A 25,334-nucleotide genomic window follows, 5' to 3' on the forward strand; every position below is an offset into this window, starting at 1 on the left:
TTGTTTTGTCCGCAGGAAAGTTCGTACAGCAATACCGGACGGCTCCCGGCTGTCACAGCCTCCCGACAATGCTAAGGTTCGGCCCTAGCTTTTGTATTTTCCCAAGGAAGCCTTTATGCCGGACGCGACGTCCCTCAGTGCTGGTTTTATGGTGGTCCACGGTAACCGCCTGGACGAGTTGCGCAGCCTTGTGGTCAGCTGGATGCGGCGTTACCCCTTGGCACCCTTGGAAAATGAAATTGCCCTGGTGCAGAGCAACGGCATCGCCCAATGGCTGAAGCTGGCACTGGCCGAAGACCCTGAAGACGATGACATGGGCGGCTGCGGAATCGCAGCAGCCATCGACGTGCAGTTGCCGGGTAGCTTCATGTGGCAGCTCTATCGCATGGTGCTTGGCCGTGACGAAATCCCGGTCAAATCCCTGCTTGATAAAGCTCCCTTGACCTGGCGTCTGATGCGTCTGCTTCCGCAGTTGATCAATCAACCGCACTTCGAACCGCTGCAGCGCTTCCTTACGAATGACACAGACTTGCGTAAACGCTATCAATTGGCGGAACGACTAGCGGATCTGTTCGACCAATACCAAGTGTATAGAGCCGATTGGCTCGAAGACTGGGCCGAAGGTCGCCATCAATTACGAAATGGCAGAGGCGAAACCAAACCTCTGACCCCGGCTAACTGCTGGCAGGCGGAGTTGTGGCGTGCGCTGTTGCTGGATGTGGGTGAACAAGGCATGGCGCAAAGCCGAGCCGGCGTCCATCAACGGTTTATCGAGCGCATAAACAGCCTCGACGTAGCCCCCAGCGGATTGCCTTCACGGGTGATCGTTTTCGGGATTTCTTCACTGCCCGCTCAAGCCCTGGAAGCACTGGCGGGGCTGGCCCGGTTCAGCCAGGTTCTGCTCTGCGTGCACAACCCGTGTCGTCATCATTGGGCGGACATCGTCGCCGATAAAGACCTGTTGCGGCACCAGTACAAGCGTCAGGCTCGCAAGAGTGGAATGCCGGTTGTGCTCGACCCGCAAACCCTTCACCAGCATGCCCATCCACTACTGGCGGCATGGGGCAAGCAGGGGCGGGACTATATCAATTTGCTCGACAGCTACGACGATCCCAACAGCTACCGCTCGGCATTCCGCGATGGTCGTATCGATCTGTTCAGCGATAGCCAGCCGCAGAACATGCTCAATCAATTGCAGGACGACATTCTTGAGTTGCGTCCCTTGAACGAGACGCGCGAGCGCTGGCCGGTTGTCAACCCGGCAAACGACGAGTCGATCCGTTTTCACATTGCCCATAGCGCCCAGCGCGAAGTGGAGATCCTCCACGACCAGTTGCTCGCACGCTTCAGCGCTGATCCGGACTTAAGGCCTCGCGACGTGATCGTGATGGTCCCGGACATCGACAGCTACGCACCGCATATTCGAGCGGTATTTGCTCAGCTTGAACGCCACGACCCGCGTTTCATTCCCTTCACGCTCGCCGATCAAGGCCAACGTGGCCGTGATCCGCTACTGATTGCTATCGAGCATCTGCTCAAACTGCCCGACAGCCGTTTCCCCGTGAGCGAGATCCTCGATCTGCTGGACGTTCCTGCACTGCGCGCTCGCTTCGGGGTAGAGGAACGTGATCTGCCGACCCTGCACCGTTGGATCGAAGGCGCAGGCATCCGCTGGGGTATGAATGCCGAGCAGCGCGCGGGTCTTGGTCTGCCGCAGGAGCTGGAGCAAAACAGTTGGCGTTTCGGCCTGCGACGGATGTTGCTCGGTTATGCCGTGGGCAGTGCCAGTGCCTGCGAGGGTATAGAACCCTACGACGAGATCGGAGGTCTGGATGCCGCGCTCATTGGGCCTTTGGTCGCGTTGCTGGACGCATTGGAGATTGCCCACCAGGAACTCACTCAGCCCGCAGCTCCCAAACAATGGGGCTTTCGATTGCATGCACTGGTTCAGTTGTTTTTCCTGGCCAGTAACGAGCATGACGACTATGTGTTGGCCCAGCTCGAAGAGCTGCGTGAAACCTGGCTTGAGACCTGCGAGTCAGTTGGCTTGCATGATGCACTGCCATTGACCGTGGTCCGTGAAGCCTGGCTTGCCGGCCTCGACCAAGGCCGTCTGTCCCAGCGTTTTCTGGCCGGTGCGGTTAATTTCTGCACCTTGATGCCCATGCGAGCGATCCCGTTCAAACTGGTCTGTCTGCTGGGCATGAATGACGGGGACTACCCGCGTGCCCAACCGCCACTGGACTTCGACCTCATGGGCAGTGATTACCGCCCTGGCGATCGCTCCCGACGTGAAGATGACCGCTATCTGCTGTTGGAAGCCCTGTTGTCGGCACGTGACCAGCTCTATATCAGCTGGGTCGGTCGCAGCATTCGCGATAACAGTGAACGCCCAGCGTCGGTACTGATTGGCCAGTTGCGAGATCATCTGGCCAGCGGTTGGCGACTGCATGATGTCGACGAAGATCTGCTGGAGGCCATCACTCAGGAACATCCACTGCAACCATTCAGCGCCCGCTACTTCCATGAAGGCGATGATTTGTTCAGTTACGCGAATGAATGGCAGGTGCTGCATCAAACCAGTGAGCCATCGACTGATATCGAGGTCCTTGATCCCTACATTCAGGAAGAGCCGCTGAGTCTCGGTCAACTGCAGGACTTTCTGCGTAATCCTGTGCGGCATTTCTTCAGTCAACGACTGAAGGTGTACTTCGAAGCGGCTGAAGTGCCCTTGGCTGATGAAGAGCCATTTGTACTCGATGCGTTGCAACGTTACAGCCTCAGCGACAGCTTGCTCGAAGCGGCGCTGGGACATCTGGATAGCACCGACCAGGTACTGGAAGCACAGGCCAAACGTCTGCAAAACAGTGGGCTTCTGCCCATGGCCGGATTCGGCGAATGCCTTCAGCGAGAGTTGATCGAACCGTTGCCGGATCTGTTGCAGCGTTACCAACAGCTTTTGGCGTTATGGCCAACGCCGCTTACCAACGCTCTGCCAGTGAATCTGGAGTTGCAGGGGCTGAGCCTGGAAGGTTGGCTCAGCGGCCTGCATCAACGAGCGGACGGTGGTTTGCTATCAGTCACTACAATCCCCAACAGCATCGGCTCGATCAAGTCGCGCAAATGGCATCGGCTGACACGGCCATGGGTCAATCATCTGGTTGCTTGCGCCAGTGGTATGGCGATGACCACCGCGTTGGTGGCCAGCGACGACAGTCTGCTGCTCGGTCCGATGGTGGAGGATGCAGCGTTGCGGATTCTGGGCGACCTGTTAATGGCTTGGCAAACCGGCATGCGTCAACCACTGCCGATTGCGGTGAAGACTGGCTTCGCATGGCTTGGTCAAACGGATCCGGTCAAAGCTCAAGCCGCAGCCCGCAAGGCGTATGAAGGCGATGGCCTGACTACCGATGGCGAGCGTCGGGAAAGCCCGGCACTCGCACGGCAGTTCGCCGACTACGACACACTTACCGCAGACGAAACATTCCCGGATTGGTGCAACGCATTGTACCGGCCGTTGCTTGAAGCGCCTTGGTGTTCGTTGAATAGCGAGGAGGCGCGCTGATGACCACAAAACCTTTGGCCTTGGCATTTCCCCTGCGCGGCAGCCAACTGATCGAAGCCAGCGCCGGGACCGGCAAGACCTTCACCATTTCCGCGCTTTATCTGCGCCTGGTCCTTGGCCACGGCGCAGAGTCGAGCGGCTTCGGACGTGAACTGTTGCCGCCGCAAATCCTCGTTGTGACGTTCACCGATGCGGCGACCAAAGAATTGCGCGAACGTATCCGCACACGTCTTGCTGAAGCCGCGCGATTTTTTCGCGATGAAACACCGGCGCCCGATAGCCTTATCGCGGAGCTTCGTAAGGAATACCATCCCGAGCAGTGGTCCGGGTGCGCAAACCGCCTGGACATTGCCGCGCAGTGGATGGACGAGGCAGCCGTTTCAACCATCCACAGTTGGTGCCAGCGCATGTTGCGCGAACACGCGTTCGACAGTGGCAGCCTGTTTACACAATCCCTGGAAACCGATCACAGCGATTTGCTGGGCGAAGTCCTGCGCGATTACTGGCGCCTGTTTTGCTACCCGATGCAAGGCGATGCGCTGAACTGGGTGCGCGGAAATTGGGGCGGTCCAGCGGCTTTACTGCCGCGAGTACGTGGTTTGTTCGCCAGTGAGCGAGACAGCGTTGAAGGCAAAGAGCCTGCCGAGCTGATCATTGAGTGTCTGCAAGAGCGACGGGCAGCCTTGCTCGAACTCAAGATGCCCTGGCGCCAGTGGGCGGACGAATTGCTTGCTATCTGTCACCAGGGTGTTGCGAGCAAGAGCGTCGACGGTCGCAAGATGCAGGCGCGCTATTTCGAACCCTGGTTCGAAAAGATCAGAGCCTGGGCTGAAGACGAATCCCTTGAGCAATTGGATATCGGCACCGGATTCACGCGCCTGACTCCCGACGGTATGGCTGAAGCCTGGAAGGGCGAAGTACCCCGTCATCCCGGGCTGGACGCGATGCCCGGCCTCAAGGCCAGTCTCGATGGATTGCCGACACCTGATGCCGCCGTGCTGCAACACGCCGCCCAGTGGGTCGGTACACGGTTCGAGGAAGAAAAGCGTCGCCGAGCGGAGATGGGATTCGATGACATGCTACTGCGCCTCGATGCAGCGTTGCAGTCCGATGGCGGTGAGCGGCTGGCGACCCTGATTCGCGAGCAGTTTCCGGTGGCGTTGATCGACGAGTTCCAGGACACCGACCCGGTGCAGTACCGGATCTTCGAGAGCATCTATCGCATCGAAGACAACAATCCCGAATGCGGTCTGTTTCTGATCGGCGACCCCAAGCAAGCGATCTACGCGTTCCGCGGTGCCGACATCTACACCTACTTGCGCGCCCGTCAGGCCACCGCTGGCCGATTGCATACCCTGGGTACGAATTTCCGTTCCAGCCATGGCATGGTCAGTGCGGTAAACCATGTGTTCGAGCGTGCAGAGTCTCGCGAGTCCGGGCGAGGCGCGTTCCTGTTTCGTGAAAAGAACGGTGAGAACCCGGTACCGTTCCTGCCCGTCGAATCCCAAGGGCGCAAAGAAGTTCTGCACATTGACGGTCAGGTCGTGCCCGCCCTGAACATCTGGCACCTGTCCGCCGATCAGCCGCTGTCCGGCGCGGTGTACCGACAACAACTCGCCGCTGCCTGCGCCAGTGAAATCACCGCTTTGCTCAACGGCGGGCAACAAGGTCGCGCGGGTTTCATACAGGACGGCAAGGACTTCAGAGGGCTGCTGCCAGCAGATATCGCGATCCTGGTCCGTGACGGTAAAGAAGCCCAGGCTGTTCGTGGCGAGCTCTCCGCCCGGGGTGTGCGCAGCGTCTATCTATCGGACAAGGACTCGGTGTTTGCCGCCCAAGAGGCCCACGACCTGCTGACCTGGCTCAAGGCCTGCGCCGAGCCGGATGTCGAGCGCCCGCTGCGAGCCGCGTTGGCCTGCATCACGCTGAACCTGTCGCTGGCTGAACTGGAGCGACTGAATCAGGATGAACTGGCGTGGGAAGCGCGGGTCATGCAGTTCCGCCATTATCGCGAGCTCTGGCGCAAGCAGGGTGTGTTGCCAATGCTGCGGCGATTGCTGCATGACTTCCAGCTGCCTCAGACATTGATCATGCGCAGTGACGGCGAGCGGGTGTTGACCAATTTGCTGCACCTGTCCGAGTTGCTGCAACAGGCCGCCGCGGAACTCGATGGTGAGCAAGCGCTGATCCGTCATTTGTCCGAGCATCTGGCGTTGTCCGGTCAGGCCGGCGAAGAGCAGATCCTACGTCTGGAGAGTGACGAACAACTGGTCAAAGTCGTGACCATTCACAAGTCCAAGGGGCTTGAGTATCCCTTGGTGTTCCTGCCATTCATTTGCTCGGCGAAACCGGTGGACGGCAGCCGTCTACCGTTGCATTACCACGACGCCACAGGCAAGGCTCAAGTGACCTTGAAGCCGACGGCCGAGTTGATAGTTCAGGCGGATGATGAGCGTCTTGCCGAGGATCTGCGCTTGCTTTACGTGGCCCTGACCCGGGCGCAACACGCCTGCTGGCTCGGAGTGACTGATCTCAAGCGCGGCAATAACAACAGCTCGGTGCTGCACCTGTCAGCATTGGGTTATCTGCTGGGCGGCGGAGCACCATTGGCCGAGTCGGCAGGTTTGAAGCGGTGGCTGTCAGACCTGCAGCAGGATTGTGCAGCGCTGAACTGCGGTGAAATGCCTGAAGCGACCGTCGAGCACTACCATCCGCCGCACAACGATGCGACGTTGCTTGCTCCGTTGATACCCAAACGCAAGGCCAGTGAAAACTGGTGGATTGCTTCCTACAGTGCCCTGCGCATTGGCGACAGCATGAGCGTGGGCACTGATGAAGCGCCGGAGAGCCCGCAGGCGCAAAAGCTATTCGACGACGAACGCCTCGATCCGCAAGCACCACGGGAAGTGGTGGCCGGTGGTGCTGACATCCATCGATTCCCTCGTGGTCCGAACCCCGGCACCTTTCTCCATGGTTTGCTCGAATGGGCCGGTGGCGAAGGTTTTGCCGCCACGCCACAAGCGGTGGAAGACGCCATTGCCCGTCGTTGCAATCGGCGTGGCTGGGAGGGCTGGATAACCGCCCTGAGCGACTGGCTGCAGCACCTGCTTGTGTCCCCGCTGCATATCGGTGGCGGGCAGCCCCCCGTGGTATTCGAGCAGCTCACCCAATACCGGGTCGAGATGGAGTTCTGGTTCGCCAGTCATAAGGTCGATGTGCTCAAGCTCGATGAACTGGTGCGTCAATACACCCACAACGGCGTGGCCCGGGTGGCTGCCGAGCCGGTGTTGCTCAATGGCATGTTCAAAGGCTTCATCGACCTGACGTTCGAGCACGACGGCCGCTATTACGTCGCCGACTACAAATCCAATTGGCTGGGCGTCGATGACGCGGCCTATACCGAGCAGGCCATGGAGCAGTCGATTCTCGACAACCGTTACGACCTGCAATACGTGCTGTACCTGCTGGCCCTGCATCGCCAGCTCAAGGCGCGACTTGCCGATTACGATTACGACCGGCATGTCGGTGGTGCGCTGTACCTGTTCCTGCGTGGTACGCGCGCGTCCAGCCAGGGCGTGTATTTCGCCCGTCCTCCAAGGGAGTTGATCGAGCGTCTGGACCGGCTGTTCCAGGGTAAGCCAGAACCCAAGGCCGAACCCGCCTGGGAACAGGGAGTTTTGCTATGAGTCGCACCTTCGCTGATTTGCTGCCCACTTCATTGACAGCCGAAAGCCTGGCGGATCTGGCGCCGTTGAGTCGCGCCGATGATCTGCTGATATTGCTGACACGCTGGGTTGAGCGCGGCTGGTTGCGAGCGCTGGACAAAGCCTTCGTCGCTTTTCTTCACGAACTTGCTCCCAGCGACGATCCGCTGGTGCTGCTGGCCGCCGCGTTGGCCAGTCATCAGCTGGGCCACGGTCATGTGTGCCTGGATGTGTTCGAGACGCTCAAGGAGCCGGACTTCGCCCTGTCGCTGCCACCGGAAGGTGATGTGCAAAGTGGCGCGATGTTGTTGCCGTCGCAATTGCTTGAGGCGCTGGACGGTGCCCATTGGTGCAAGGTACTGGCCTCCAGCAGTCTGGTCGCATTGGCGGTCGATGGTCGCGAGGCGGCGCAACACCGGCCATTGGTGTTATCGGGCAAACGCCTGTACTTACGTCGTTACTGGGCTTACGAACGGCGTATCGACAACTCGCTGCGCCAACGCCTGGTGGAACACGAAACCACGCCGGATGATTTGTCCCAACGCCTCACCAGCTTGTTCGGCCCTGCCAAGCCCGGCGAAGTGATTGACTGGCAGAAACTCGCCTGTGCCCTCGCAACCCGCAGCGCTTTCAGCATCGTGACCGGTGGCCCGGGGACCGGCAAGACGACGACGGTCGTGCGTTTGCTGGCGTTGCTCCAGGCGCCGGCAGTGGAGGCGGGCAAGCCGTTGCGTATTCGTCTCGCCGCACCCACCGGCAAGGCTGCAGCCCGACTGACGGAGTCCATCAGTCAGCAGGTCAGAACCCTGGAAGTCGATGAAACCGTACGAGTGAAGATCCCGTCAGACGTCACCACCGTGCACCGCCTGCTCGGCAGTCGTCCCGGTACTCGACACTTCCGTCACCACGCCGGTAATCGCTTGCCGCTGGATGTCTTGGTGGTGGACGAAGCCTCGATGATCGATCTGGAAATGATGGCCAATCTGCTCGACGCGTTGCCGGCCCATGCCCGACTGGTGCTGCTCGGTGACAAGGATCAACTGGCATCGGTGGAGGCCGGCGCCGTTCTGGGCGACCTGTGCCGCGACGCCGAGGCCGGTTGGTACAGCCCACAGACGCGCCTGTGGCTGCAAGCGGTCAGTGGTGAAAACCTGGATGCCAGCGGTTTGCAGGAAGACACCCAAGGGACTCATCCGCTGGCCCAGCAAGTTGTGATGCTGCGTCATTCACGCCGGTTTGGCGAGGGCAGCGGCATCGGCCAACTGGCTCGGTGGGTCAACCAGCAGCAACCCGAGGAAGCGCGCAAGTTGTTGGCAGCGCGAAGCCATGACGACGTGTTTTCCCTGTCTCTCAAGGGGGAGCAAGACCGGGCTTTGGAACGCTTGCTGCTTGAGGGGCATGGCGATGGACCGCAGGGTTATCGCCATTACCTGAGTCTCTTGCGCAGCCTGCGACCACCGCTCGACAGCACGCTTGATGATCCGTGCTGGACCGATTGGGCTCGCCAGGTACTGCAAGCCTTCGACGCCTTCCAGTTGTTGTGCGCCGTACGCAAAGGGCCGTGGGGCGTGGAAGGTTTGAATCAACTCGTGACCGCTGCGCTGCTCAAGTCTCGGCTGATCGACAGCGACCAGCAGTGGTACGAAGGTCGGCCGGTGCTGATGACCCGCAATGACTATGGTCTGGGTTTGATGAACGGCGACATCGGCATTGCCCTAAAGCTGCCGGAACGTGAGGGGCCAGAGGCTGGGAAGCAGGTATTGCGCGTGGCGTTCCCGCGTAATGATGGTCAGGGCGGCGTACGTTTTGTTCTGCCGAGTCGGCTCAATGATGTCGAAACCGTGTACGCCATGACAGTGCACAAATCCCAGGGCTCGGAATTTGCTCATACGGCGTTGATTCTGCCGGATGCCCTGAACCCTGTACTCACCAAGGAATTGATCTATACCGGGATTACCCGGGCCAAAAACTGGTTCACCCTGATCGAACCTCGCTCCGGCGTATTCGAAGAGGCGGTGCGGCGCAAGGTCAAGCGCTTGAGCGGGTTGATGCTGGAATTGGATGAGGTGAGCGCCGACTAATCGGCGAACATCATCTCCCGACTTTCGCCCATCAACAGCCTCTGATTCTGCTCGGTGACCGCACGGATGTAATCCCACAACAGGGTGATCCGCTTGAGCTTGCGCAGGTCCTCGCGGCAGTACATCCAGAACTGCCGAGTGATGTTGATCTCTTCCGGCAACACCGGCAGCAATCGCGGATCCTGGGCCGCCAGGAAGCACGGCAGAATTGCCAGCGACCGTCCTTGCTGTGCAGCCACGAACTGCGCGATCACGCTGGTGCTGCGCAGGTTGGCACTGGCGCCGGGCAACACATTCGCCAGGTACAACAGCTCCGAGCTGAACGCCAGATCGTCGACATAACTGATGAATGAATGTTTGCCCAAGTCAGCCGGGCGGCGGATGGGTGGATGCTTGTCGAGATAATCCTGAGTCGCGTAGAGCTGTAATTTGTAGTCGCAGAGTTTGCAGCAGACGTACGGGCCATGCTCCGGGCGCTCCAGGGCGATGACGATGTCCGCCTCGCGCTTGGACAGGCTGATGAAGTGTGGCAGCGGCAGGATGTCCACGGAGATTGCCGGGTACGCGTCGACGAAATGGCTAAGTTGCGGAGTGATGAAAAAGCTGCCGAAGCCTTCGGTGCAGCCCATGCGCACATGCCCGGACAACGCCACGCCAGAGCCTGATACTTGTTCGCAAGCCATGTGCAGCGTACTTTCAATCGACTCGGCGTAACCCAGCAACCGCTGGCCTTCGGCGGTCAGGACAAAACCGCTGGTCCGGGATTTCTCGAACAGCAAAGTGCCCAACGCCGCTTCCAGCGAACTGATGCGCCGCGACACGGTGGTGTAGTCGACCGCCAGGCGCTTGGCCGCGGTGCTGGCCTTGCGGGTGCGGGAGACTTCAAGGAAAAACTTGAGGTCATCCCAGTTCAACGAGCCTAGAGACGTGATGTTTTTTTGCATGATGGACCGGCTTTTATGTGCGTTCTTATTAGATGTTTGCACATCTATACTCCAAAAACAGTCCGACAACCAAGTCGCGACACACGCCTCATCTCAAGGCGACTTTATCGCCTTGGCTCCCAAGATCGCTCTCTAAATAAGAACAACTTCCCGGAGACCCAAAATGAACGCTTCGCTCACGCCAAACGAAACCACTGTCCAAACGGTAAAGCTGTTGATCGACGGCGAGTGGGTCGAGTCCCAGACCACCGAGTGGCACGACATCGTCAACCCGGCGACCCAGCAAGTGCTGGCGAAAGTGCCGTTCGCAACTGCACAGGAAGTGGACGCCGCGATCAGCGCCGCCCATCGCGCCTTCCAGACCTGGAAGCTGACGCCGATCGGCGCGCGGATGCGCATCATGCTCAAGCTCCAGGCGTTGATTCGCGAACACTCCAAGCGCATCGCCGTGGTACTCAGCAACGAGCAAGGCAAAACCATCGCCGACGCTGAAGGCGATATCTTCCGTGGCCTGGAAGTGGTCGAGCACGCTTGCTCCATCGGCAGCCTGCAAATGGGCGAGTTCGCCGAGAACGTTGCTGGCGGCGTCGATACCTACACCCTGCGTCAACCAATCGGCGTTTGCGCCGGCATCACGCCGTTCAACTTCCCGGCGATGATTCCGCTGTGGATGTTCCCGATGGCCATCGCCTGCGGCAACACTTTCGTGCTGAAACCGTCCGAACAGGACCCGATGTCGACCATGCTGCTGGTGGAACTGGCGATCGAGGCCGGTGTTCCGGCCGGCGTGCTCAACGTCGTTCATGGCGGTAAAGACGTGGTGGATGCGCTCTGCACCCACAAGGACATCAAGGCTGTTTCCTTCGTCGGTTCGACTGCCGTCGGCACTCACGTCTACGACCTGGCCGGTAAACACGGCAAACGCGTGCAATCGATGATGGGCGCGAAGAACCACGCCGTTGTGCTGCCGGACGCCAACCGCGAACAAGCGCTCAACGCGCTGGTCGGTGCCGGTTTCGGTGCGGCCGGGCAACGCTGCATGGCCACATCCGTCGTGGTGCTGGTGGGCGCAGCCAAACAATGGCTGCCTGATCTGAAGGCGCTGGCGCAGAAACTCAAAGTGAATGCCGGCAGCGAGCCGGGCACTGATGTGGGTCCGGTGATTTCCAAAAAGGCCAAGGCGCGGATTCTGGATCTGATCGAGAGCGGCATCAAGGAAGGCGCCAAGCTGGAACTGGACGGTCGCGAAATCACGGTTCCAGGCTTCGAGAAGGGCAACTTTGTCGGCCCGACCCTGTTCTCCGGCGTAACCCCCGAGATGCAGATCTACACCCAGGAAATTTTCGGTCCGGTGCTGGTGGTGCTGGAAGTCGATACCCTCGATGAGGCCATCGCACTGGTCAACGCCAACCCGTTCGGCAACGGCACGGGCCTGTTCACCCAAAGCGGTGCGGCGGCGCGTAAATTCCAGACTGAAATCGACGTCGGCCAGGTCGGCATCAACATCCCGATTCCGGTGCCGGTCCCGTTCTTCAGCTTCACCGGTTCGCGCGGGTCCAAACTCGGCGACCTCGGTCCGTATGGCAAGCAAGTGGTGCAGTTCTACACTCAGACCAAGACTGTCACCAGTCGCTGGTTCGATGACAACAGCGTCAACGACGGTGTGAACACCACCATCAACTTGCGTTAAGGAGCCGAACATGAAAATCGCTTTTATCGGTCTCGGCAACATGGGCGCGCCAATGGCGCGCAACCTGATCAAGGCTGGCCATGCACTGCAGCTGGTCGATCTGAACAAAACCGTTCTGGCAGAGCTGGAGCAACTGGGCGGCAGCATCAGCGCTTCGGCGCGTGAAGCCGCTCAAGGCGCAGAATTGGTGATCACCATGCTGCCCGCCGCTGTGCATGTGCGCAGCGTGTGGCTGGGTGAAGACGGCGTGCTGGCAGGTATCGCCAAGGGCGTGCCGGCGGTCGATTGCAGCACCATCGATCCGCAGACGGCGCGTGATGTCGCGGCGGCGGCGGCCAAGCAAGGCGTGGCCATGGCGGATGCGCCTGTGTCGGGCGGTACTGGCGGTGCGGCGGCCGGGACCCTGACGTTCATGGTCGGCGCTACCCCTGAGCTGTTCGCCACCCTGCAACCGGTATTGGCGCAGATGGGCCGCAACATCGTCCATTGCGGCGAAGTCGGCACCGGGCAAATTGCCAAGATCTGCAACAACCTGCTGCTGGCGATCTCGATGGTCGGTGTCAGTGAAGCCATGGCGCTGGGTGATGCTCTCGGGATCGACACAACAGTGCTGGCCGGGATCATCAACAGTTCCACCGGGCGTTGCTGGAGTTCGGAAATGTACAACCCGTGGCCGGGCATCGTTGAAACGGCGCCGGCCTCGCGCGGCTATACCGGTGGTTTCGGTGCTGAACTGATGCTCAAGGATCTGGGGCTGGCCACGGAAGCGGCACGTCAGGCGCACCAACCGGTGGTGCTCGGCGCGGTGGCCCAGCAGTTGTATCAGGCGATGAGCCAGCGTGGGGAAGGTGGCAAGGACTTCTCGGCGATCATCAACAGCTATCGCAAACCCCAATAAAGGGTTTTCCGGAATGGTGGCGAGGGGGCTTGCCCCCGTTCGGCGGCGAAGCCGTCGTAAAACCTGCCGACACGGTGTGACTGAAGGAATGTAGGGGAGTGCTGCGCACTCCAACGGGGGTAAACCCCCTCACCACAGGTCTGCATTGACCCAAAGATATTTACCGGGAGATCACGTCGGGTGATCTCCCGGTTTTTTTGCATCAGGCAAACACGAAATATTTGCGCACGGTTTCAACCACTTCCCACGTGCCTTTCATCCCCGGCTCAATGACGAAAATATCACCGGCGCGCAGATGGATAGGCTCTTTCCCCTCCGGGGTGATGATGCAATAGCCTTCGCGGAAATCGCAGTATTCCCACTTCACGTATTCCACATACCATTTGCCCGGTGTGCAGATCCAGGTGCCCATGATTTTGCTGCCGTCTTCACTGGTGTAGGCGTTGAGGTTGACGGTGTGCGGGTCGCCTTCGAGTTTTTCCCATTTGCAGGCATCGAGTACCGGCAGTGGGTGAGTGTCGCGAAGAACGGTAATAGGTGCGGTCATGTGGACTCCGGGGCAATGGACTAGAGAACTGAAGTCGCACCCTATAGCGCCCATGCTCCGCTCAGTTGTCTGTGGTCGACATCGAAGTATCCAGAAACGCGCAGACTCGACACTAAAGGGTCAAGGCGTGCAGCAGGGCTGTCGCATAGCCGGGCAGCGTCGCGAAGTCCCTGGCGCAAATCAGTAGTTTGCGTTGGGCCCACGATTCTTGCAGTGTGATGCTCTTGAATGGTGTCTCCCCCGGCCAACGCTCGACCGCTGCCAAGGGCACGATCGCCAGCCCGGCCCCCCGAGCGACCATGCGCATCACACCCTCAAAACCGTCGGCGCGGATGCGGATTTGCAGGCGTGACCCGGTGTGCAGCGCCTGTTCCTCCAGGTACACCGCCAACGCACTGTTGGCGTTCAGACCGACATAGTCGTGGCGCAAGGTGTCGATGAAGCTCACAACACTTGCGTGTGCCAAGGGATGATCGCGGGGCATGATCAGCACCAGCGGATCGTCGCGAAACGGGCGGGTCTGCAGGTCATCGGTGTCCACGGCGTCAGAGACGATGCCCAGGTCTGCCGCACCTTGGCGCAAGGCGTGGGTGATGCGTGCACTGGGCAGTTCCTGTAGATCGATGTCGAGGTTGGGGTGGCCGCGCAGAAAGTCCGCGAGCAACTCCGGCAGGTACTCGGTGATCGCCGTGGTATTGCACAACAGTCGCACTTGGCCTTTGACGCCGTTGGCGTATTCCGCCAGATCCTGCTGCATGCGTTCGGCCTGTTGCAGCAGGACGCGAGCGTGTTGCGCCAGGGCCTTGCCGGCCGGGGTAGGGCTGACACCGCGGCGACCACGCTGCAAAAACTCTATCCCCAACGAAGCCTCCATGGCGCGGATGCGTGCACTCGCCGCCGCCAGGGACAGATGACTGCGAGCGGCGCCGGCGGTGATGTTGCCGCTGTCGAGGATGTTCAGGTAAAGGCGCAGGTCGGTCAGGTCGAAGTGCATCGTACTGCCTCGGGATTTTGGTTGTTCCGGGGGGCCTCTTCGCGAGCAAGCCCGCTCCCACATTTGATCTCCACAACACACGAATTTAGTGTGCGACGAAGATCCAATGTGGGAGCGGGCTTGCTCGCGAAGGCGTCAGCAGCCGCAGCGAGGTTCTTAGCCTCTTGTCTTACAAGAGGCTGCCTCAGTATATGGCAGATTTCCAAGCAGCCAATCCAGGCCCACGATAGCGCCATGAATACTCTCGCCGCGTTCTATCAAAACCTCGGTCTGGCCCTTTCATTGATGGTCATCGCGACCTTTCTGCTGGCCGGAATGATCAAGGGTGTGATCGGCCTCGGTCTGCCAACCATCGCAATGGGCCTGCTCGGTCTGGCTATGGCTCCGTCGCAGGCTGCCGCGTTGCTGATCATCCCCGCGACGCTCACCAATGTCTGGCAATTGGCATTCGGTGGGCATCTGTCAGGGTTGATCAAACGCCTGTGGCCGATGCTGTTGGCGATCTTCATCGGCACCGGAGCCGGTACGTTGTGGATCGGCATGGCCGGTGGTCATTGGGTCGTGCGGGGATTGGGCGCGGCGCTGTTGCTCTATGCGTTGAGCGGATTGTTTCTGCCGACCTTGCGCGTCGGCTGTCACACCGAGCGTTGGCTCGGTCCGCTTTGCGGCGTGTTGACGGGCGTCATCACCTCGGCCACCGGCGTCTTCGTGATTCCGGCCGTGCCTTATCTGCAAGCCTTGGGCTTGAGCAAGGATGAACTGGTGCAGGCGCTGGGTCTGTCGTTCACCGTCTCGACCCTGGCCTTGGCCGCCGGCCTGTTATGGCGCGGCGCGCTGGGCGGCGGCGAATTAAGTGCGTCGTTGCTGGCGCTGATTCCGGCGGTACTCGGCATGTTGCTGGGGCAATGGCTGCGCCAGCGGATCAGCGCCGTGTTGTTCAAGCGTGTGTTCTTCATCGGCCTCGGCGTGCTCGGCGGCCATTTGCTGATCAGCGGGTAGCGGACGACGGGCTGAGCATGTCGATGGCGCGGATATCGAAATCCCGTTCCAGGTACTCATCGCGCTGCTCGAGGAACTGCTTCATGTGTGGCAGATTCGAGTGCACGTCGAGGTGGGCCTGGGACTGCCAAATCTCGTAGAAGATAAACAGCGTCGGGTCCTGTTTATCGCGCAGCATGTGGTATTCGATGCAACCGGGCTCGGCACGGCTTGCTTCCACATAGCTGCTGAAAAACGCGTCGAAGGCGTCAGATTTTTCCGGGCGGGTCTTGGCGTGCAGGATGAAGCCTTGCATTTCACTCATCAGAAATCTCCTCAAGTTCAGAATCGGCGCAAGTTTATGGCAACAATCACCTGTCGATTCGTGCGTATTGGTCAAATGAATTTTGTGAATTCAGCGCTTATTCCGCGCGAGGCAGATCGCTACTCTGCCGCCATCGAATTCCAACCTTCCGAGACTTCCCATGAAAAAAGTCCTGTTGCTCAATGGCGGCAAAAAATTTGCCCACTCCGATGGCCGCTACAACACCACCCTGCATGAAGCTGCGCTGAGCGTGCTGGATCGCGGCGGCGTCGACGTGAAAGCCACCTTCATCGACGAGGGTTACGACGTCGCCGAAGAAGTCGCCAAATTCCTCTGGGCCGACGTGATCATTTATCAGATGCCCGGCTGGTGGATGGGCGCGCCCTGGACCGTCAAGAAGTACATCGACGAAGTCTTTACCGAAGGGCACGGCAGCCTTTACGCCAGCGACGGCCGCACCCGTTCCGACGCGTCGCAAAAATACGGCAGCGGTGGCCTGTTGCAGGGCAAGCAATACATGTTGTCCCTGACCTGGAACGCGCCGCAGCAAGCCTTCGACGACCCGACCGACTTCTTCGAAGCCAAGGGCGTTGACGCGGTGTACTTCCCGTTCCACAAGGCCAACGAGTTCCTCGGCATGACCGGTTTGCCGACGTTCCTGGCCGTCGATGTGATGAAGCGCCCCAACGTCGAAGCCGATATCGCGCGCTATGAGCGCCATTTGACCGAAGTGTTCGGCCTGCCGGCGTAAGCGTTTCGGGCTACTATCCGTCGCAACGGCCGTAAAGATCGCAGCCTTCGGCAGCTCCTACAGGCGTACGCAAAACTCTGTAGGAGCTGCCGAAGGCTGCGATCTTGGCGATTGATGCCATGCCGATTTGCGAAAGAGGACACACGTGAAAGCCAGATCCGATGAGTTGCAGATTTTCGTCTGCGTGATTGAATGCGGGTCGATTTCCGCTGCGGCCGAACAGGTCGGGCAAACGCCTTCAGCGGTCAGCCGTACGCTGTCGCGGCTGGAGGCAAAACTTGATACCACGCTGATCAACCGCACCACACGACGCATGGACCTGACCGAAGAGGGCAAGTACTTCTTCGAGCACGCCAAGCTGATTCTCGATCAGATGGACGAGCTCGAAGAGCGCCTGACCTCACGCCAGCAAACCCCGTCCGGGCGTCTGCGGATCAACGCGGCATCGCCGTTCATGCTGCACGCCATCGTGCCGTACATCGACGAGTTCCGCCGGCTCTATCCGGACATCCAGCTGGAACTCAACAGCAACGACCTGATCATCGATTTGCTCGAGCAAAGCACCGACATCGCCATCCGCATCGGCACGCTCGCCGACTCGACTTTGCACGCTCGATCGCTGGGCTGCAGTCCGCTGCACATCGTCGCCAGCCCGGCCTATCTGGAAAAACACGGTGTACCGGCTGAAGTGGCGGATTTGTCCGGGCACACGCTGCTGGGCTTTACTCAGAACGAAGGCCTCAACCAATGGCCGCTGCGTTACGTTCACGGTGATCGCTGGCCGATTCAGGCATCAATCAGCGCGTCCAGCGGCGAGACGATCAGGCACTTGGCGCTCGAAGGTCAGGGCATTGCCTGCCTGTCGCACTTCATGACGATTGATGACATTCGCGCCGGACGTTTGCAGGTGCTGCTGGCGGATTTCAACAGCGGGTATCGCCAGCCGATCAATGCCGTGTACTACCGCAACTCGCAACTTGCCCTACGGATTCAGTGCTTCCTGGACTTCATCCAGGGCAAATTGGCGGTTTACGCGAACGCGGATTTCAAGGGCTGATTCGTGACCCCTGCGCAAGAGTGAATTGGGCAACGCTGTCTGTTTCCTTAGGCATCGGTCCTCGATACTGGCTGCATCACTTATTAACGCAGGGAGTTTCTCCATGAACGTATTCATTACCGGCGCCGCGGGTTTCATTGGCGGCTCCATCGCCACCGGTCTGGTCCGCGCCGGCCACAAAGTCACCGGCCTGGTTCGCAGTGCTGAACAAGCCAATGAACTGAGTGTTCTGGGCATCACCCCGGTGCTCGGCACGCTTGATGACAGCGCATTGCTGGGCGAACAGGCCCGCGCTGCCGACGCCGTGATCAACGCCGCCAGCAGCGACCATCGCGGCGCGGTCGATGCGCTGCTCGATGCACTTCGCGGTTCCAACAAAGTGTTCCTGCACACCAGCGGCTCAAGCATCGTCGGCGATGCGTCGGGCGGCAAATCCAGCGACGTTATCTATTACGAAGACAACCTGCCGGCACCTACCGTCGACAAGGCTGCTCGCGTGGCCATCGACAACCTGATCCTCGCCGCAGCAAAGGACGGGGTGAACTCGGCAGTGATCTGCAACACCCTGATCTACGGCCATAGCCTGGGCGTCAAACGTGACAGCGTGCAGCTACCGCGCTTGCTGAAACAGGCGCGTAAAAGTGGTGTGGTCCGCCATGTCGGTACCGGCCAGAACATCTGGTCCAACGTGCACATCGAAGACGTGGTTTCCCTGTACCTGCTGGCGCTGACCAACAACGTACCGGGCAGCTTCTACTTCGTCGAAAGCGGTGAAGCGTCGTTCATCGACATGACCACTGCGATTGCCCAAGCGCTGAATCTGGGTGAGCCACAAGACTGGCCGCTGAAAGAGGCCGAAGCCGAGTGGGGTTATGAAATGGCCAACTATGGCCTGGGCTCCAACAGCCGGGTTCGCGGTAAAAAGGCGCGCGAATTGCTGGGCTGGGCACCGAAGCGGACATCGGTGATTGAATGGATTCGTGACGAGATGGTGTGAGTTCGCTCTAGATCGCGTAATCGTTCATCGCGAGCAAGCTCGCTCCCACATTTGATCTCCACTCGACACAGATTTTGTGTACGACAAAGATCCACTATGGGAGCGAGCTTGCTCGCGATTGCGTTTCAGGTGACCCAATAACTGGCCGGGCCGCCCTCAAGTCCGTAACATCCGCCCCCTCTTTTCCCGCCTGTATTTTAGGTCACCCATGAAACCCAAACGTCTGCGCGCCGATGTCCTGGCCGGACTCACCACGTCTTTCGCCCTGCTGCCCGAATGCATCGCCTTCGCGCTGGTTGCTCACCTCAATCCGTTGATGGGGCTTTACGGCGCTTTCATCATTTGTACGCTGACCGCGTTTTTTGGTGGGCGGCCGGGCATGGTGTCCGGCGCCGCCGGATCGATGGCCGTGGTGATCGTCGCGCTGGTGGTGCAGCACGGCGTGCAGTACTTGCTGGCCACCGTGTTGCTGGGTGGGTTGATCATGCTGGCGTTCGGGTTGCTGAAACTGGGCAAGCTGGTGCGCATGGTGCCGCACCCGGTGATGCTCGGCTTCGTCAACGGCCTGGCGATCATCATCGCCCTGGCGCAGCTGGAACACTTCAAGAACGGTGACGTCTGGCTCAGCGGCACGCCGCTGTACCTGATGGCAGGACTGGTTGCCGTGACGATGGCCATCGTTTACTTGCTGCCGCGACTGACGCGCGCCGTGCCGCCAGCGCTGGTCGCGATTCTGGGTGTTGGTCTGGCGGTTTATCTGCTCGGTCTGCCGACTCGAACCTTGGGCGACATGGCGCACATCGCCGGCGGCTTGCCGACCTTTGCGCTGCCAGACATCCCCTGGAACCTGGAAACCCTGCGCATCATCGCCCCCTACGCGATATTGATGGCGTTGGTCGGTCTGCTGGAAACCCTGTTGACCCTGAACCTCACCGACGAGATCACCGAGAGCCGTGGCTACCCGGATCGCGAATGCGTGGCGCTGGGCGCGGCCAACATGGTCTCTGGTGTATTCGGCGGCATGGGCGGCTGCGCCATGATCGGGCAGACGGTGATCAACCTCAGTTCCGGTGGTCGCGGTCGGCTGTCCGGTGTGGTGGCCGGGGTGATGATTTTGCTGTTCATCCTCTTCCTTTCGCCGCTGATCGAGCGCATCCCGCTGGCCGCATTGGTCGGGGTGATGTTCGTGGTGTCGCAGCAGACGTTTGCCTGGGCCTCGTTGCGGGTGGTGAACAAGGTGCCGCTAAACGACGTGTTAGTGATCATCGCCGTAACGGTCATTACGGTGTTCACCGATCTGGCTACCGCCGTGCTCTGCGGGATCATCATTGCGGCGCTCAACTTTGCCTGGCAACAGGCCCGTGAGCTTTATGCGGACAGTCACCTCGAAGCCGATGGCAGTAAGCTTTACCTTCTGCATGGCACGCTGTTCTTCGCCTCGACTGCGCCTTTTCTCAATCAGTTCGATCCCGCCAACGATCCGCCCGTCGTGACGATCGATTGTCGCCACCTGAGCTTCGTCGACTATTCGGCCATCGCCGCGCTGAATGCGCTGCGAGAGCGCTACACCAAGGCCGGCAAGCACCTGCGCGTGCTGCACTTGTCCGAACGCTGCAAGAAACTGCTCAAACGCGCCCGCGTGAATCACGACTGACGCCTGACTCCTCAGCAGGCGTGATGAAAATCCGCCTGCCCGATTTTCATAACACACGACCCCGCATACCTCTGCGCGACAACCCTTATCCCTTCACGAAAATTACTTTCACCTCGTTTGAAAATCACACCTCGAAATGTTTTATGAGTTTCACAACCCATTCGACGTGACCCTTTCGAGGAGTACCGCATGACACCGTCCTTCGGCTATTGGCTGCTGGTTTACGCCGCCATCGCCATCATCGCGCTGATCGTTCTGATCGCCCGTTACCGGCTCAATCCGTTCATTGTTATCACCTTGGTGTCCATCGGCCTGGCGCTGTTGGCGGGGATGCCGCCGTCGGGCGTGGTGGGGGCTTACGAGGCGGGCGTCGGCAAGACTCTGGGGCATATCGCGCTGGTGGTCGCACTGGGCACGATGCTCGGCAAAATGATGGCCGAGTCCGGCGGTGCCGAGCAGATGGCGCGAACGTTGATCGACCGCTTCGGTGAGAAAAATGCGCACTGGGCGATGGTCTGCATCGCTTTCCTTGTAGGACTGCCGCTGTTCTTCGAGGTCGGTTTTGTACTGCTGGTGCCGATCGCTTTCACCGTAGCGCGGCGCGTGGGCGTGTCGATTCTGATGGTCGGTTTGCCGATGGTGGCCGGGCTCTCGGTGGTCCACGCCCTGGTGCCGCCGCACCCGGCGGCGATGCTGGCGGTGCAGGCTTATCAGGCCTCGGTGGGGCAGACCTTGCTTTACGCGATCCTGATCGGGATACCGACCGCGATCATCGCCGGCCCCCTCTACGCCAAGTTCATCGTGCCGCGCATTCAACTGCCGGAAGATAACCCGCTGGAGCGTCAGTTCCTCGAGCGTGAACCGCGCGACAGCCTGCCGGGTTTCGGCATCACCATGGCGACCATTTTGTTGCCGGTGGTGCTGATGCTGGTCGGCGGTTGGGCCAATCTGATTTCTACGCCGGGCAGCGGTTTCAATCAGTTTCTGTTGTTCATCGGCAATTCGGTGATCGCCTTACTGCTGGCGACTTTGCTGAGCTTCTGGACGCTTGGCCTGGCCCAAGGCTTCAACCGCGAATCGATCCTCAAATTCACCAACGAATGCCTGGCACCGACCGCCAGCATCACCTTGCTGGTGGGCGCGGGCGGCGGATTGAACCGGATTCTGGTGGACGCTGGTGTCACCGATCAGATCGTCAGCCTGGCCCAGGTATTCCACCTGTCGCCGCTGTTGATGGGTTGGCTGTTCGCCGCGCTGATGCGCATCGCCACCGGTTCTGCCACGGTGGCCATGACCACCGCGTCGGGGATCGTCGCGCCGGTGGCCATTGGTCTGGGTTATCCCCATCCGGAGCTGTTGGTGCTGGCGACGGGCGCGGGGTCGGTTATCTTTTCCCACGTCAATGACGGCGGCTTCTGGTTGATCAAGGAATACTTCAACATGACCGTCGCCCAGACCTTCAAGACCTGGACGGTGCTGGAGACCATTATCTCGGTGGTCGCCTTCGGTCTGACCGTGGGTCTTTCTTATCTGCTTTAGCCGGAGCCGCCTGCCATGGACATCCTCTACCAGATCCGCGCCCGTCAGGACTCCTTCAGCGCGGGCGAAGGACGCATCGCTCGGCTGATGCTCGACGACGTAGGATTTGCCTCCGCCGCCAGCCTCGATGAACTGGCGCTGAGAGCGGAAGTCAGCACCGCCACGCTCTCGCGTTTTGCTCGCACCGTCGGCTGCCGCGACTTGCGCGATCTGCGGCTGCAACTGGCCCAGGCCAGCGGCGTCGGCAGTCGATTTTTGGACCCTGCTGGCACGCCCGAGCAGTCGGCGTTTTACGGGCAGATCGTTGGCGATATCGAGTCGACCTTGCGCCAGCACCTGTCGGCGTTCGATGAGTCGCGTTTCGCCGACGCGGTGAAACTGCTGGGCAAGGCGCGGATGATTCATGCGTTCGGCATGGGTGGTTGCTCGACCTTGTGCAGTGATGAACTGCAAGTGCGACTGGTGCGGTTCGGCTACCCGATTGCGGTGTGCCACGACCCGGTGATGATGCGCGTCACCGCCGCCAGCCTCGATGCCGAACGCGCAGTCATTGCCTGCTCGCTGACCGGCATCACGCCCGAACTGCTCGAGGCCGTCGAGCTGGCGCGCAGCTATGGCGCACGAATTCTCGCCATCACCCGGGCCGACTCGCCGCTGGCGCAATTGGCGGATGTGCTGCTGCCGCTGCAAGGCGTCGAAACCTCCTTCATCTACAAACCCACGGCAGCACGCTACGGCATGTTGCTGGCCATCGACGTGCTTGCCACCGAGCTGGCGCTGGCCAATCCTGAAGACAATCAAGAGCGTCTGCGGCGGATCAAACTCGCCCTGGACGATTACCGCGGCGGCGACGATCACTTGCCGCTGGGAGACTGAGATGATGTACGACACGCTGATTCGCAACGCCCTGATCATCGACGGCAGCAACGCCCCCGGTTATCCCGCCGACGTGGCGATTCTGAACGGCCGCATCGAGCGCATCGGCGACTTGCACGATGCCAGCGCCACCGAAGAAATCGACGCCGCTGGCCGCGTGTTGGCGCCAGGTTTCATCGACGTGCACACCCATGACGACACCGTAGTGATCCGCCAGCCGCAGATGCTGCCCAAGCTCAGCCAGGGCGTAACCACAGTGATTGTCGGCAACTGCGGGATCAGCGCTTCGCCGGTGAGTTTGCGCGGCGATCCTCCCGACCCGATGAACCTGCTCGGCACCGCCGCAGCGTTCGTTTATCCGAGGTTCAGCGACTACCGCGCCGCCGTCGAAGCGGCGAATACCACGCTGAACGTGGCCGCACTGGTCGGCCACACGGCGCTGCGCAGCAACCACCTCGACGATCTGTTTCGCACTGCCACGCCAGACGAAATCAGCATGATGCGCGAGCAACTGCGCGAGAGTCTTGAAGCCGGTGCGTTGGGCCTGTCCACGGGGCTTGCCTATGCCAACGCCTTCTCTGCTTCCACCGATGAAGTGATGCAATTGACCGAAGAGCTGACCGCATTCGGCGCGGTCTACACCACCCATTTACGCAGCGAATTCGAGCCGGTGCTGGAGGCCATGGACGAGGCATTCCAGATTGGTCGCCATGCTAAATCGCCGGTGATCATTTCCCACCTCAAATGTGCTGGCGCCGGTAACTGGGGGCGCAGTCCGCAACTGCTGGCGTCCCTCGAACACGCGGCGAAAACCCACCCAGTAGGCTGCGACTGTTATCCCTACGCGGCGAGTTCATCGACGCTGGACCTCAAGCAAGTCACCGACGCCCATCGCATCACCATCACCTGGTCAACGCCGCACCCTGAAGTGGGCGGCCGTGACCTGATGGACATCGCCGCCGAATGGGGCGTGCCGCTACTTGATGCCGCTCGACGCCTGCAACCGGCCGGCGCGGTGTACTACGGAATGGACGAGGCGGATGTACGAAGAATCCTCGCCCATCCGCTGTCGATGGTGGGCTCTGACGGATTGCCGGAAGACCCGTTTCCGCATCCACGCTTGTGGGGCGCATTCCCACGGGTGCTCGGACATTTCAGTCGCGATGTAGGGCTGTTTCCGCTGCACACCGCCGTGCACAAGATGACCGGGTTGTCGGCGGCGCGATTTGGCTTGAAGGAGCGTGGCGAAATCCGTGAAGGACATTGGGCGGATCTGGTGTTGTTCAATCCTGTGACGATACGCGATGTGGCGGATTTCAATGATCCGCAACGGGCAGCGGAAGGTATCGATGGGGTTTGGGTCAACGGTGTCTTGAGTTACAGCGAAGGCCAGGCAAACGGAAGAAGGGAAGGGCGGTTTCTGGCGCGGCAAGGAGACTTGCGTGACGGATTCCAGTAAACATTCCGAGTGCTGCGTCACAGTGATGGCACATTGCAACTAAAGAAAGCCATCGCCAAGCCGAAGCGCTGACATCTCGCCCAGCTACACTCTGGGCCTTATCAGTCTGGGAGCAACTCCATGAGCTTCGGCAAAACCACCCCGATCCTGCGGATTTTCGATGAAATCGAGGCCGTGGAGTTCTACGTCGACTTCCTGGGTTTCAAGATCGACTGGCAGCATCGCTTCGAGCCGAATTTTCCGCTGTACCTGCAAGTCTCCCGCGGCGAATGCGTGCTGCACTTGTCCGAGCACCACGGTGACAGCACACCGGGCTCGGCGTTGCGGATCGAGACTGATGAGTTGGAAGTGTTCCAGCAGCAGTTGCTGGCCAAGGAATATAAGTTTGCGCACCCACAGATCCAGGCCATGCCGTGGGGCAGCCAGGACATGACCATCAGCGATCCGTTCGGGAATCGGTTGGTGTTTACCAATGCGATTTGTGTGTAAGCCCGTTCGGCAGCTCTGCGAGTTTTGATGGAGCAAGGTGTGTTAGCCTCAATCAATGATTTCATTGATTGCAGGAGGCATCATGGCCAGCATTACGATCCGAAACCTGGACGATCAGATTAAGGAACAGCTGCGCATCGCAGCGGCCCACAACGGGCATTCGATGGAAGAAGAGGCTCGCCTGATTCTTGGCAGAGCGCTGGCGACTGTAGATCGTGCAGGAGGGCTTGGAAGCCGAATCCGCAACAGGTTCAGCGCCAGTGGTGGGGTCGAGCTCGATCTTCCTTCGCGTCATGAGAAAGCGACAGCGGTGGATTTCTCCGAATGATAGTGCTCGATACCAATGTTCTTTCAGAGTTCATGCGGGTCGAGCCTGACACTCAAGTACTTGCCTGGGTTGATGCGCAACCGGCGATGGAATTGGCAATTAGTGCTATCACCGTGGCAGAGATTCTCCATGGCATTGCCCGACTCCCGTTTGGTAAGCGCAAACAGAAACTTGAAGCTCATGCGATGGCGATGTTCGAAGAGGACTTTGCAGGAAGGATTTTGCCTTTTGATGCTCACGCCTCCGTGGAGTACGCGACGCTGGTAGCTGGCTGTGAAGCTAATGGTCGGACGGCGTCGATGGCCGATGCGCAAATTGCCGCAATCTGCCGAAGCCACGGAGTTCCTATTGCGACCCGTAATGTCCGGGATTTTGAGTTTCCTGGCGTAGAGGTGATCAATCCATGGCAGGCCTCAGCGCTTGATGTTCGTTCCCACGCGGGAGCGTGGGAAAGAACA

At 59.9% G+C, this 25,334-nt stretch carries 19 protein-coding genes and 1 pseudogene; 16 read left to right on the top strand and 4 right to left on the bottom strand.

The genetic code is table 11. The features are described 5' to 3' along the window. The first annotated feature begins 115 nt into the window (after positions 1 to 115). Genes recC through recD form a run of 3 tightly spaced genes read left to right on the top strand, consistent with a single transcriptional unit; the run spans position 116 to position 9,350 of the window. Entirely contained in the window at positions 116 to 3,565 is a 3,450-nt protein-coding gene (gene recC / locus VD17_RS21660; RefSeq protein WP_046055584.1) for an exodeoxyribonuclease V subunit gamma, read from the top strand. After that, a complete protein-coding gene (recB, locus tag VD17_RS21665; protein WP_046055585.1) occupies positions 3,565 to 7,251 on the top strand; it encodes an exodeoxyribonuclease V subunit beta in 3,687 nt (1,228 codons plus the stop codon). The genes recC and recB overlap by 1 nt, the downstream gene beginning before the upstream one ends. Beyond that, on the top strand, positions 7,248 to 9,350 hold the full coding sequence (gene recD / locus VD17_RS21670; protein ID WP_046055586.1) for an exodeoxyribonuclease V subunit alpha: 2,103 nt from the start codon (positions 7,248 to 7,250) through the stop codon (positions 9,348 to 9,350). The genes recB and recD overlap by 4 nt, the downstream gene beginning before the upstream one ends. Here the strand turns inward: recD and VD17_RS21675 are convergent. Beyond that, a complete protein-coding gene (locus VD17_RS21675) occupies positions 9,347 to 10,294 on the bottom strand; it encodes a LysR family transcriptional regulator (protein WP_046055587.1) in 948 nt (315 codons plus the stop codon). The genes recD and VD17_RS21675 overlap by 4 nt on opposite strands. 163 nt (positions 10,295 to 10,457) lie before the next feature. On the opposite strand from VD17_RS21675, the gene VD17_RS21680 reads away from it, so the two are divergent. Further along, positions 10,458 to 11,984, top strand: a complete 1,527-nt coding sequence (locus tag VD17_RS21680) for a CoA-acylating methylmalonate-semialdehyde dehydrogenase (RefSeq protein WP_046055588.1) — start codon at positions 10,458 to 10,460, stop codon at positions 11,982 to 11,984. A 10-nt stretch (positions 11,985 to 11,994) separates the two neighbouring features. Beyond that, complete coding sequence (gene mmsB / locus VD17_RS21685) at positions 11,995 to 12,882, top strand: 3-hydroxyisobutyrate dehydrogenase (RefSeq protein ID WP_046055589.1); 888 nt, start codon at positions 11,995 to 11,997, stop codon at positions 12,880 to 12,882. A 202-nt stretch (positions 12,883 to 13,084) separates the two neighbouring features. Here the strand turns inward: mmsB and VD17_RS21690 are convergent, their stop codons facing one another. Both VD17_RS21690 and VD17_RS21695 read right to left on the bottom strand, forming a co-directional pair. Beyond that, on the bottom strand, positions 13,085 to 13,429 hold the full coding sequence (locus tag VD17_RS21690) for a cupin domain-containing protein (protein WP_007946320.1): 345 nt from the start codon (positions 13,427 to 13,429) through the stop codon (positions 13,085 to 13,087). Between the two features lie 112 nt (positions 13,430 to 13,541). After that, positions 13,542 to 14,423, bottom strand: a complete 882-nt coding sequence (locus VD17_RS21695) for a LysR substrate-binding domain-containing protein (protein ID WP_046055590.1) — start codon at positions 14,421 to 14,423, stop codon at positions 13,542 to 13,544. 234 nt (positions 14,424 to 14,657) lie between these two features. On the opposite strand from VD17_RS21695, the gene VD17_RS21700 reads away from it, so the two are divergent. After that, complete coding sequence (locus VD17_RS21700; RefSeq protein WP_046055591.1) at positions 14,658 to 15,422, top strand: sulfite exporter TauE/SafE family protein; 765 nt, start codon at positions 14,658 to 14,660, stop codon at positions 15,420 to 15,422. On the opposite strand, the gene VD17_RS21705 is transcribed toward VD17_RS21700, so the two are convergent. Then, complete coding sequence (locus tag VD17_RS21705) at positions 15,412 to 15,726, bottom strand: putative quinol monooxygenase (protein WP_046055592.1); 315 nt, start codon at positions 15,724 to 15,726, stop codon at positions 15,412 to 15,414. The two genes, VD17_RS21700 and VD17_RS21705, sit on opposite strands and share 11 nt — an antisense overlap. 160 nt (positions 15,727 to 15,886) lie before the next feature. On the opposite strand from VD17_RS21705, the gene VD17_RS21710 reads away from it, so the two are divergent. From VD17_RS21710 to VD17_RS21755, 10 genes and pseudogenes are all read left to right on the top strand, one after another. Beyond that, positions 15,887 to 16,477 carry an NAD(P)H-dependent oxidoreductase gene (locus tag VD17_RS21710; RefSeq protein WP_046055593.1) on the top strand — a complete coding sequence of 197 codons (591 nt, stop codon included), beginning with the start codon at positions 15,887 to 15,889 and terminating at the stop codon, positions 16,475 to 16,477. Positions 16,478 to 16,622: 145 nt separating this feature from the next. Beyond that, complete coding sequence (locus tag VD17_RS21715) at positions 16,623 to 17,534, top strand: LysR family transcriptional regulator (protein ID WP_046055594.1); 912 nt, start codon at positions 16,623 to 16,625, stop codon at positions 17,532 to 17,534. A gap of 103 nt (positions 17,535 to 17,637) precedes the next feature. Further along, positions 17,638 to 18,531 carry an NAD-dependent epimerase/dehydratase family protein gene (locus tag VD17_RS21720; RefSeq protein ID WP_046055595.1) on the top strand — a complete coding sequence of 298 codons (894 nt, stop codon included), beginning with the start codon at positions 17,638 to 17,640 and terminating at the stop codon, positions 18,529 to 18,531. Positions 18,532 to 18,739: 208 nt separating this feature from the next. Next, positions 18,740 to 20,185, top strand: a complete 1,446-nt coding sequence (locus VD17_RS21725; RefSeq protein ID WP_046055596.1) for a SulP family inorganic anion transporter — start codon at positions 18,740 to 18,742, stop codon at positions 20,183 to 20,185. Between the two features lie 189 nt (positions 20,186 to 20,374). Next, positions 20,375 to 21,724, top strand: coding sequence for a GntP family permease (locus VD17_RS21730; RefSeq protein ID WP_008149082.1), 1,350 nt, complete (start codon positions 20,375 to 20,377; stop codon positions 21,722 to 21,724). A gap of 15 nt (positions 21,725 to 21,739) precedes the next feature. After that, positions 21,740 to 22,600, top strand: coding sequence for a MurR/RpiR family transcriptional regulator (locus VD17_RS21735; RefSeq protein WP_008149080.1), 861 nt, complete (start codon positions 21,740 to 21,742; stop codon positions 22,598 to 22,600). A gap of 1 nt (position 22,601) precedes the next feature. After that, positions 22,602 to 24,059 (top strand): N-acyl-D-amino-acid deacylase family protein, encoded by a 1,458-nt coding sequence (locus VD17_RS21740; protein ID WP_046055597.1) that lies wholly within the window; start codon positions 22,602 to 22,604, stop codon positions 24,057 to 24,059. A gap of 120 nt (positions 24,060 to 24,179) precedes the next feature. Further along, positions 24,180 to 24,548 carry a glyoxalase superfamily protein gene (locus VD17_RS21745; RefSeq protein ID WP_046055598.1) on the top strand — a complete coding sequence of 123 codons (369 nt, stop codon included), beginning with the start codon at positions 24,180 to 24,182 and terminating at the stop codon, positions 24,546 to 24,548. Between the two features lie 82 nt (positions 24,549 to 24,630). Beyond that, positions 24,631 to 24,876: a FitA-like ribbon-helix-helix domain-containing protein gene (locus tag VD17_RS21750; RefSeq protein WP_008149074.1), complete on the top strand. Its 246-nt coding sequence runs from the start codon at positions 24,631 to 24,633 to the stop codon at positions 24,874 to 24,876. Next, positions 24,873 to 25,289, top strand: a pseudogene (locus tag VD17_RS21755) (type II toxin-antitoxin system VapC family toxin); the annotation flags it as partial. The gene VD17_RS21750 and the pseudogene VD17_RS21755, both read left to right, overlap by 4 nt. Positions 25,290 to 25,334: the final 45 nt, after the last annotated feature.

The sequence above is a fragment of the Pseudomonas fluorescens genome, assembly GCF_000968015.1.
Taxonomy (GTDB): domain Bacteria; phylum Pseudomonadota; class Gammaproteobacteria; order Pseudomonadales; family Pseudomonadaceae; genus Aquipseudomonas; species Aquipseudomonas fluorescens_W.

Coding starts and splice junctions, on each gene's coding strand:
- recC (WP_046055584.1), top strand. CDS start 116: ATGCCGGACGCGACGTCCCTCAGTGCTGGTTTTATGGTGGTCCACGGT.
- recB (WP_046055585.1), top strand. CDS start 3,565: ATGACCACAAAACCTTTGGCCTTGGCATTTCCCCTGCGCGGCAGCCAA.
- recD (WP_046055586.1), top strand. CDS start 7,248: ATGAGTCGCACCTTCGCTGATTTGCTGCCCACTTCATTGACAGCCGAA.
- VD17_RS21675 (WP_046055587.1), bottom strand. CDS start 10,294: ATGCAAAAAAACATCACGTCTCTAGGCTCGTTGAACTGGGATGACCTC.
- VD17_RS21680 (WP_046055588.1), top strand. CDS start 10,458: ATGAACGCTTCGCTCACGCCAAACGAAACCACTGTCCAAACGGTAAAG.
- mmsB (WP_046055589.1), top strand. CDS start 11,995: ATGAAAATCGCTTTTATCGGTCTCGGCAACATGGGCGCGCCAATGGCG.
- VD17_RS21690 (WP_007946320.1), bottom strand. CDS start 13,429: ATGACCGCACCTATTACCGTTCTTCGCGACACTCACCCACTGCCGGTA.
- VD17_RS21695 (WP_046055590.1), bottom strand. CDS start 14,423: ATGCACTTCGACCTGACCGACCTGCGCCTTTACCTGAACATCCTCGAC.
- VD17_RS21700 (WP_046055591.1), top strand. CDS start 14,658: ATGAATACTCTCGCCGCGTTCTATCAAAACCTCGGTCTGGCCCTTTCA.
- VD17_RS21705 (WP_046055592.1), bottom strand. CDS start 15,726: ATGAGTGAAATGCAAGGCTTCATCCTGCACGCCAAGACCCGCCCGGAA.
- VD17_RS21710 (WP_046055593.1), top strand. CDS start 15,887: ATGAAAAAAGTCCTGTTGCTCAATGGCGGCAAAAAATTTGCCCACTCC.
- VD17_RS21720 (WP_046055595.1), top strand. CDS start 17,638: ATGAACGTATTCATTACCGGCGCCGCGGGTTTCATTGGCGGCTCCATC.
- VD17_RS21725 (WP_046055596.1), top strand. CDS start 18,740: ATGAAACCCAAACGTCTGCGCGCCGATGTCCTGGCCGGACTCACCACG.
- VD17_RS21730 (WP_008149082.1), top strand. CDS start 20,375: ATGACACCGTCCTTCGGCTATTGGCTGCTGGTTTACGCCGCCATCGCC.
- VD17_RS21735 (WP_008149080.1), top strand. CDS start 21,740: ATGGACATCCTCTACCAGATCCGCGCCCGTCAGGACTCCTTCAGCGCG.
- VD17_RS21740 (WP_046055597.1), top strand. CDS start 22,602: ATGATGTACGACACGCTGATTCGCAACGCCCTGATCATCGACGGCAGC.
- VD17_RS21745 (WP_046055598.1), top strand. CDS start 24,180: ATGAGCTTCGGCAAAACCACCCCGATCCTGCGGATTTTCGATGAAATC.
- VD17_RS21750 (WP_008149074.1), top strand. CDS start 24,631: ATGGCCAGCATTACGATCCGAAACCTGGACGATCAGATTAAGGAACAG.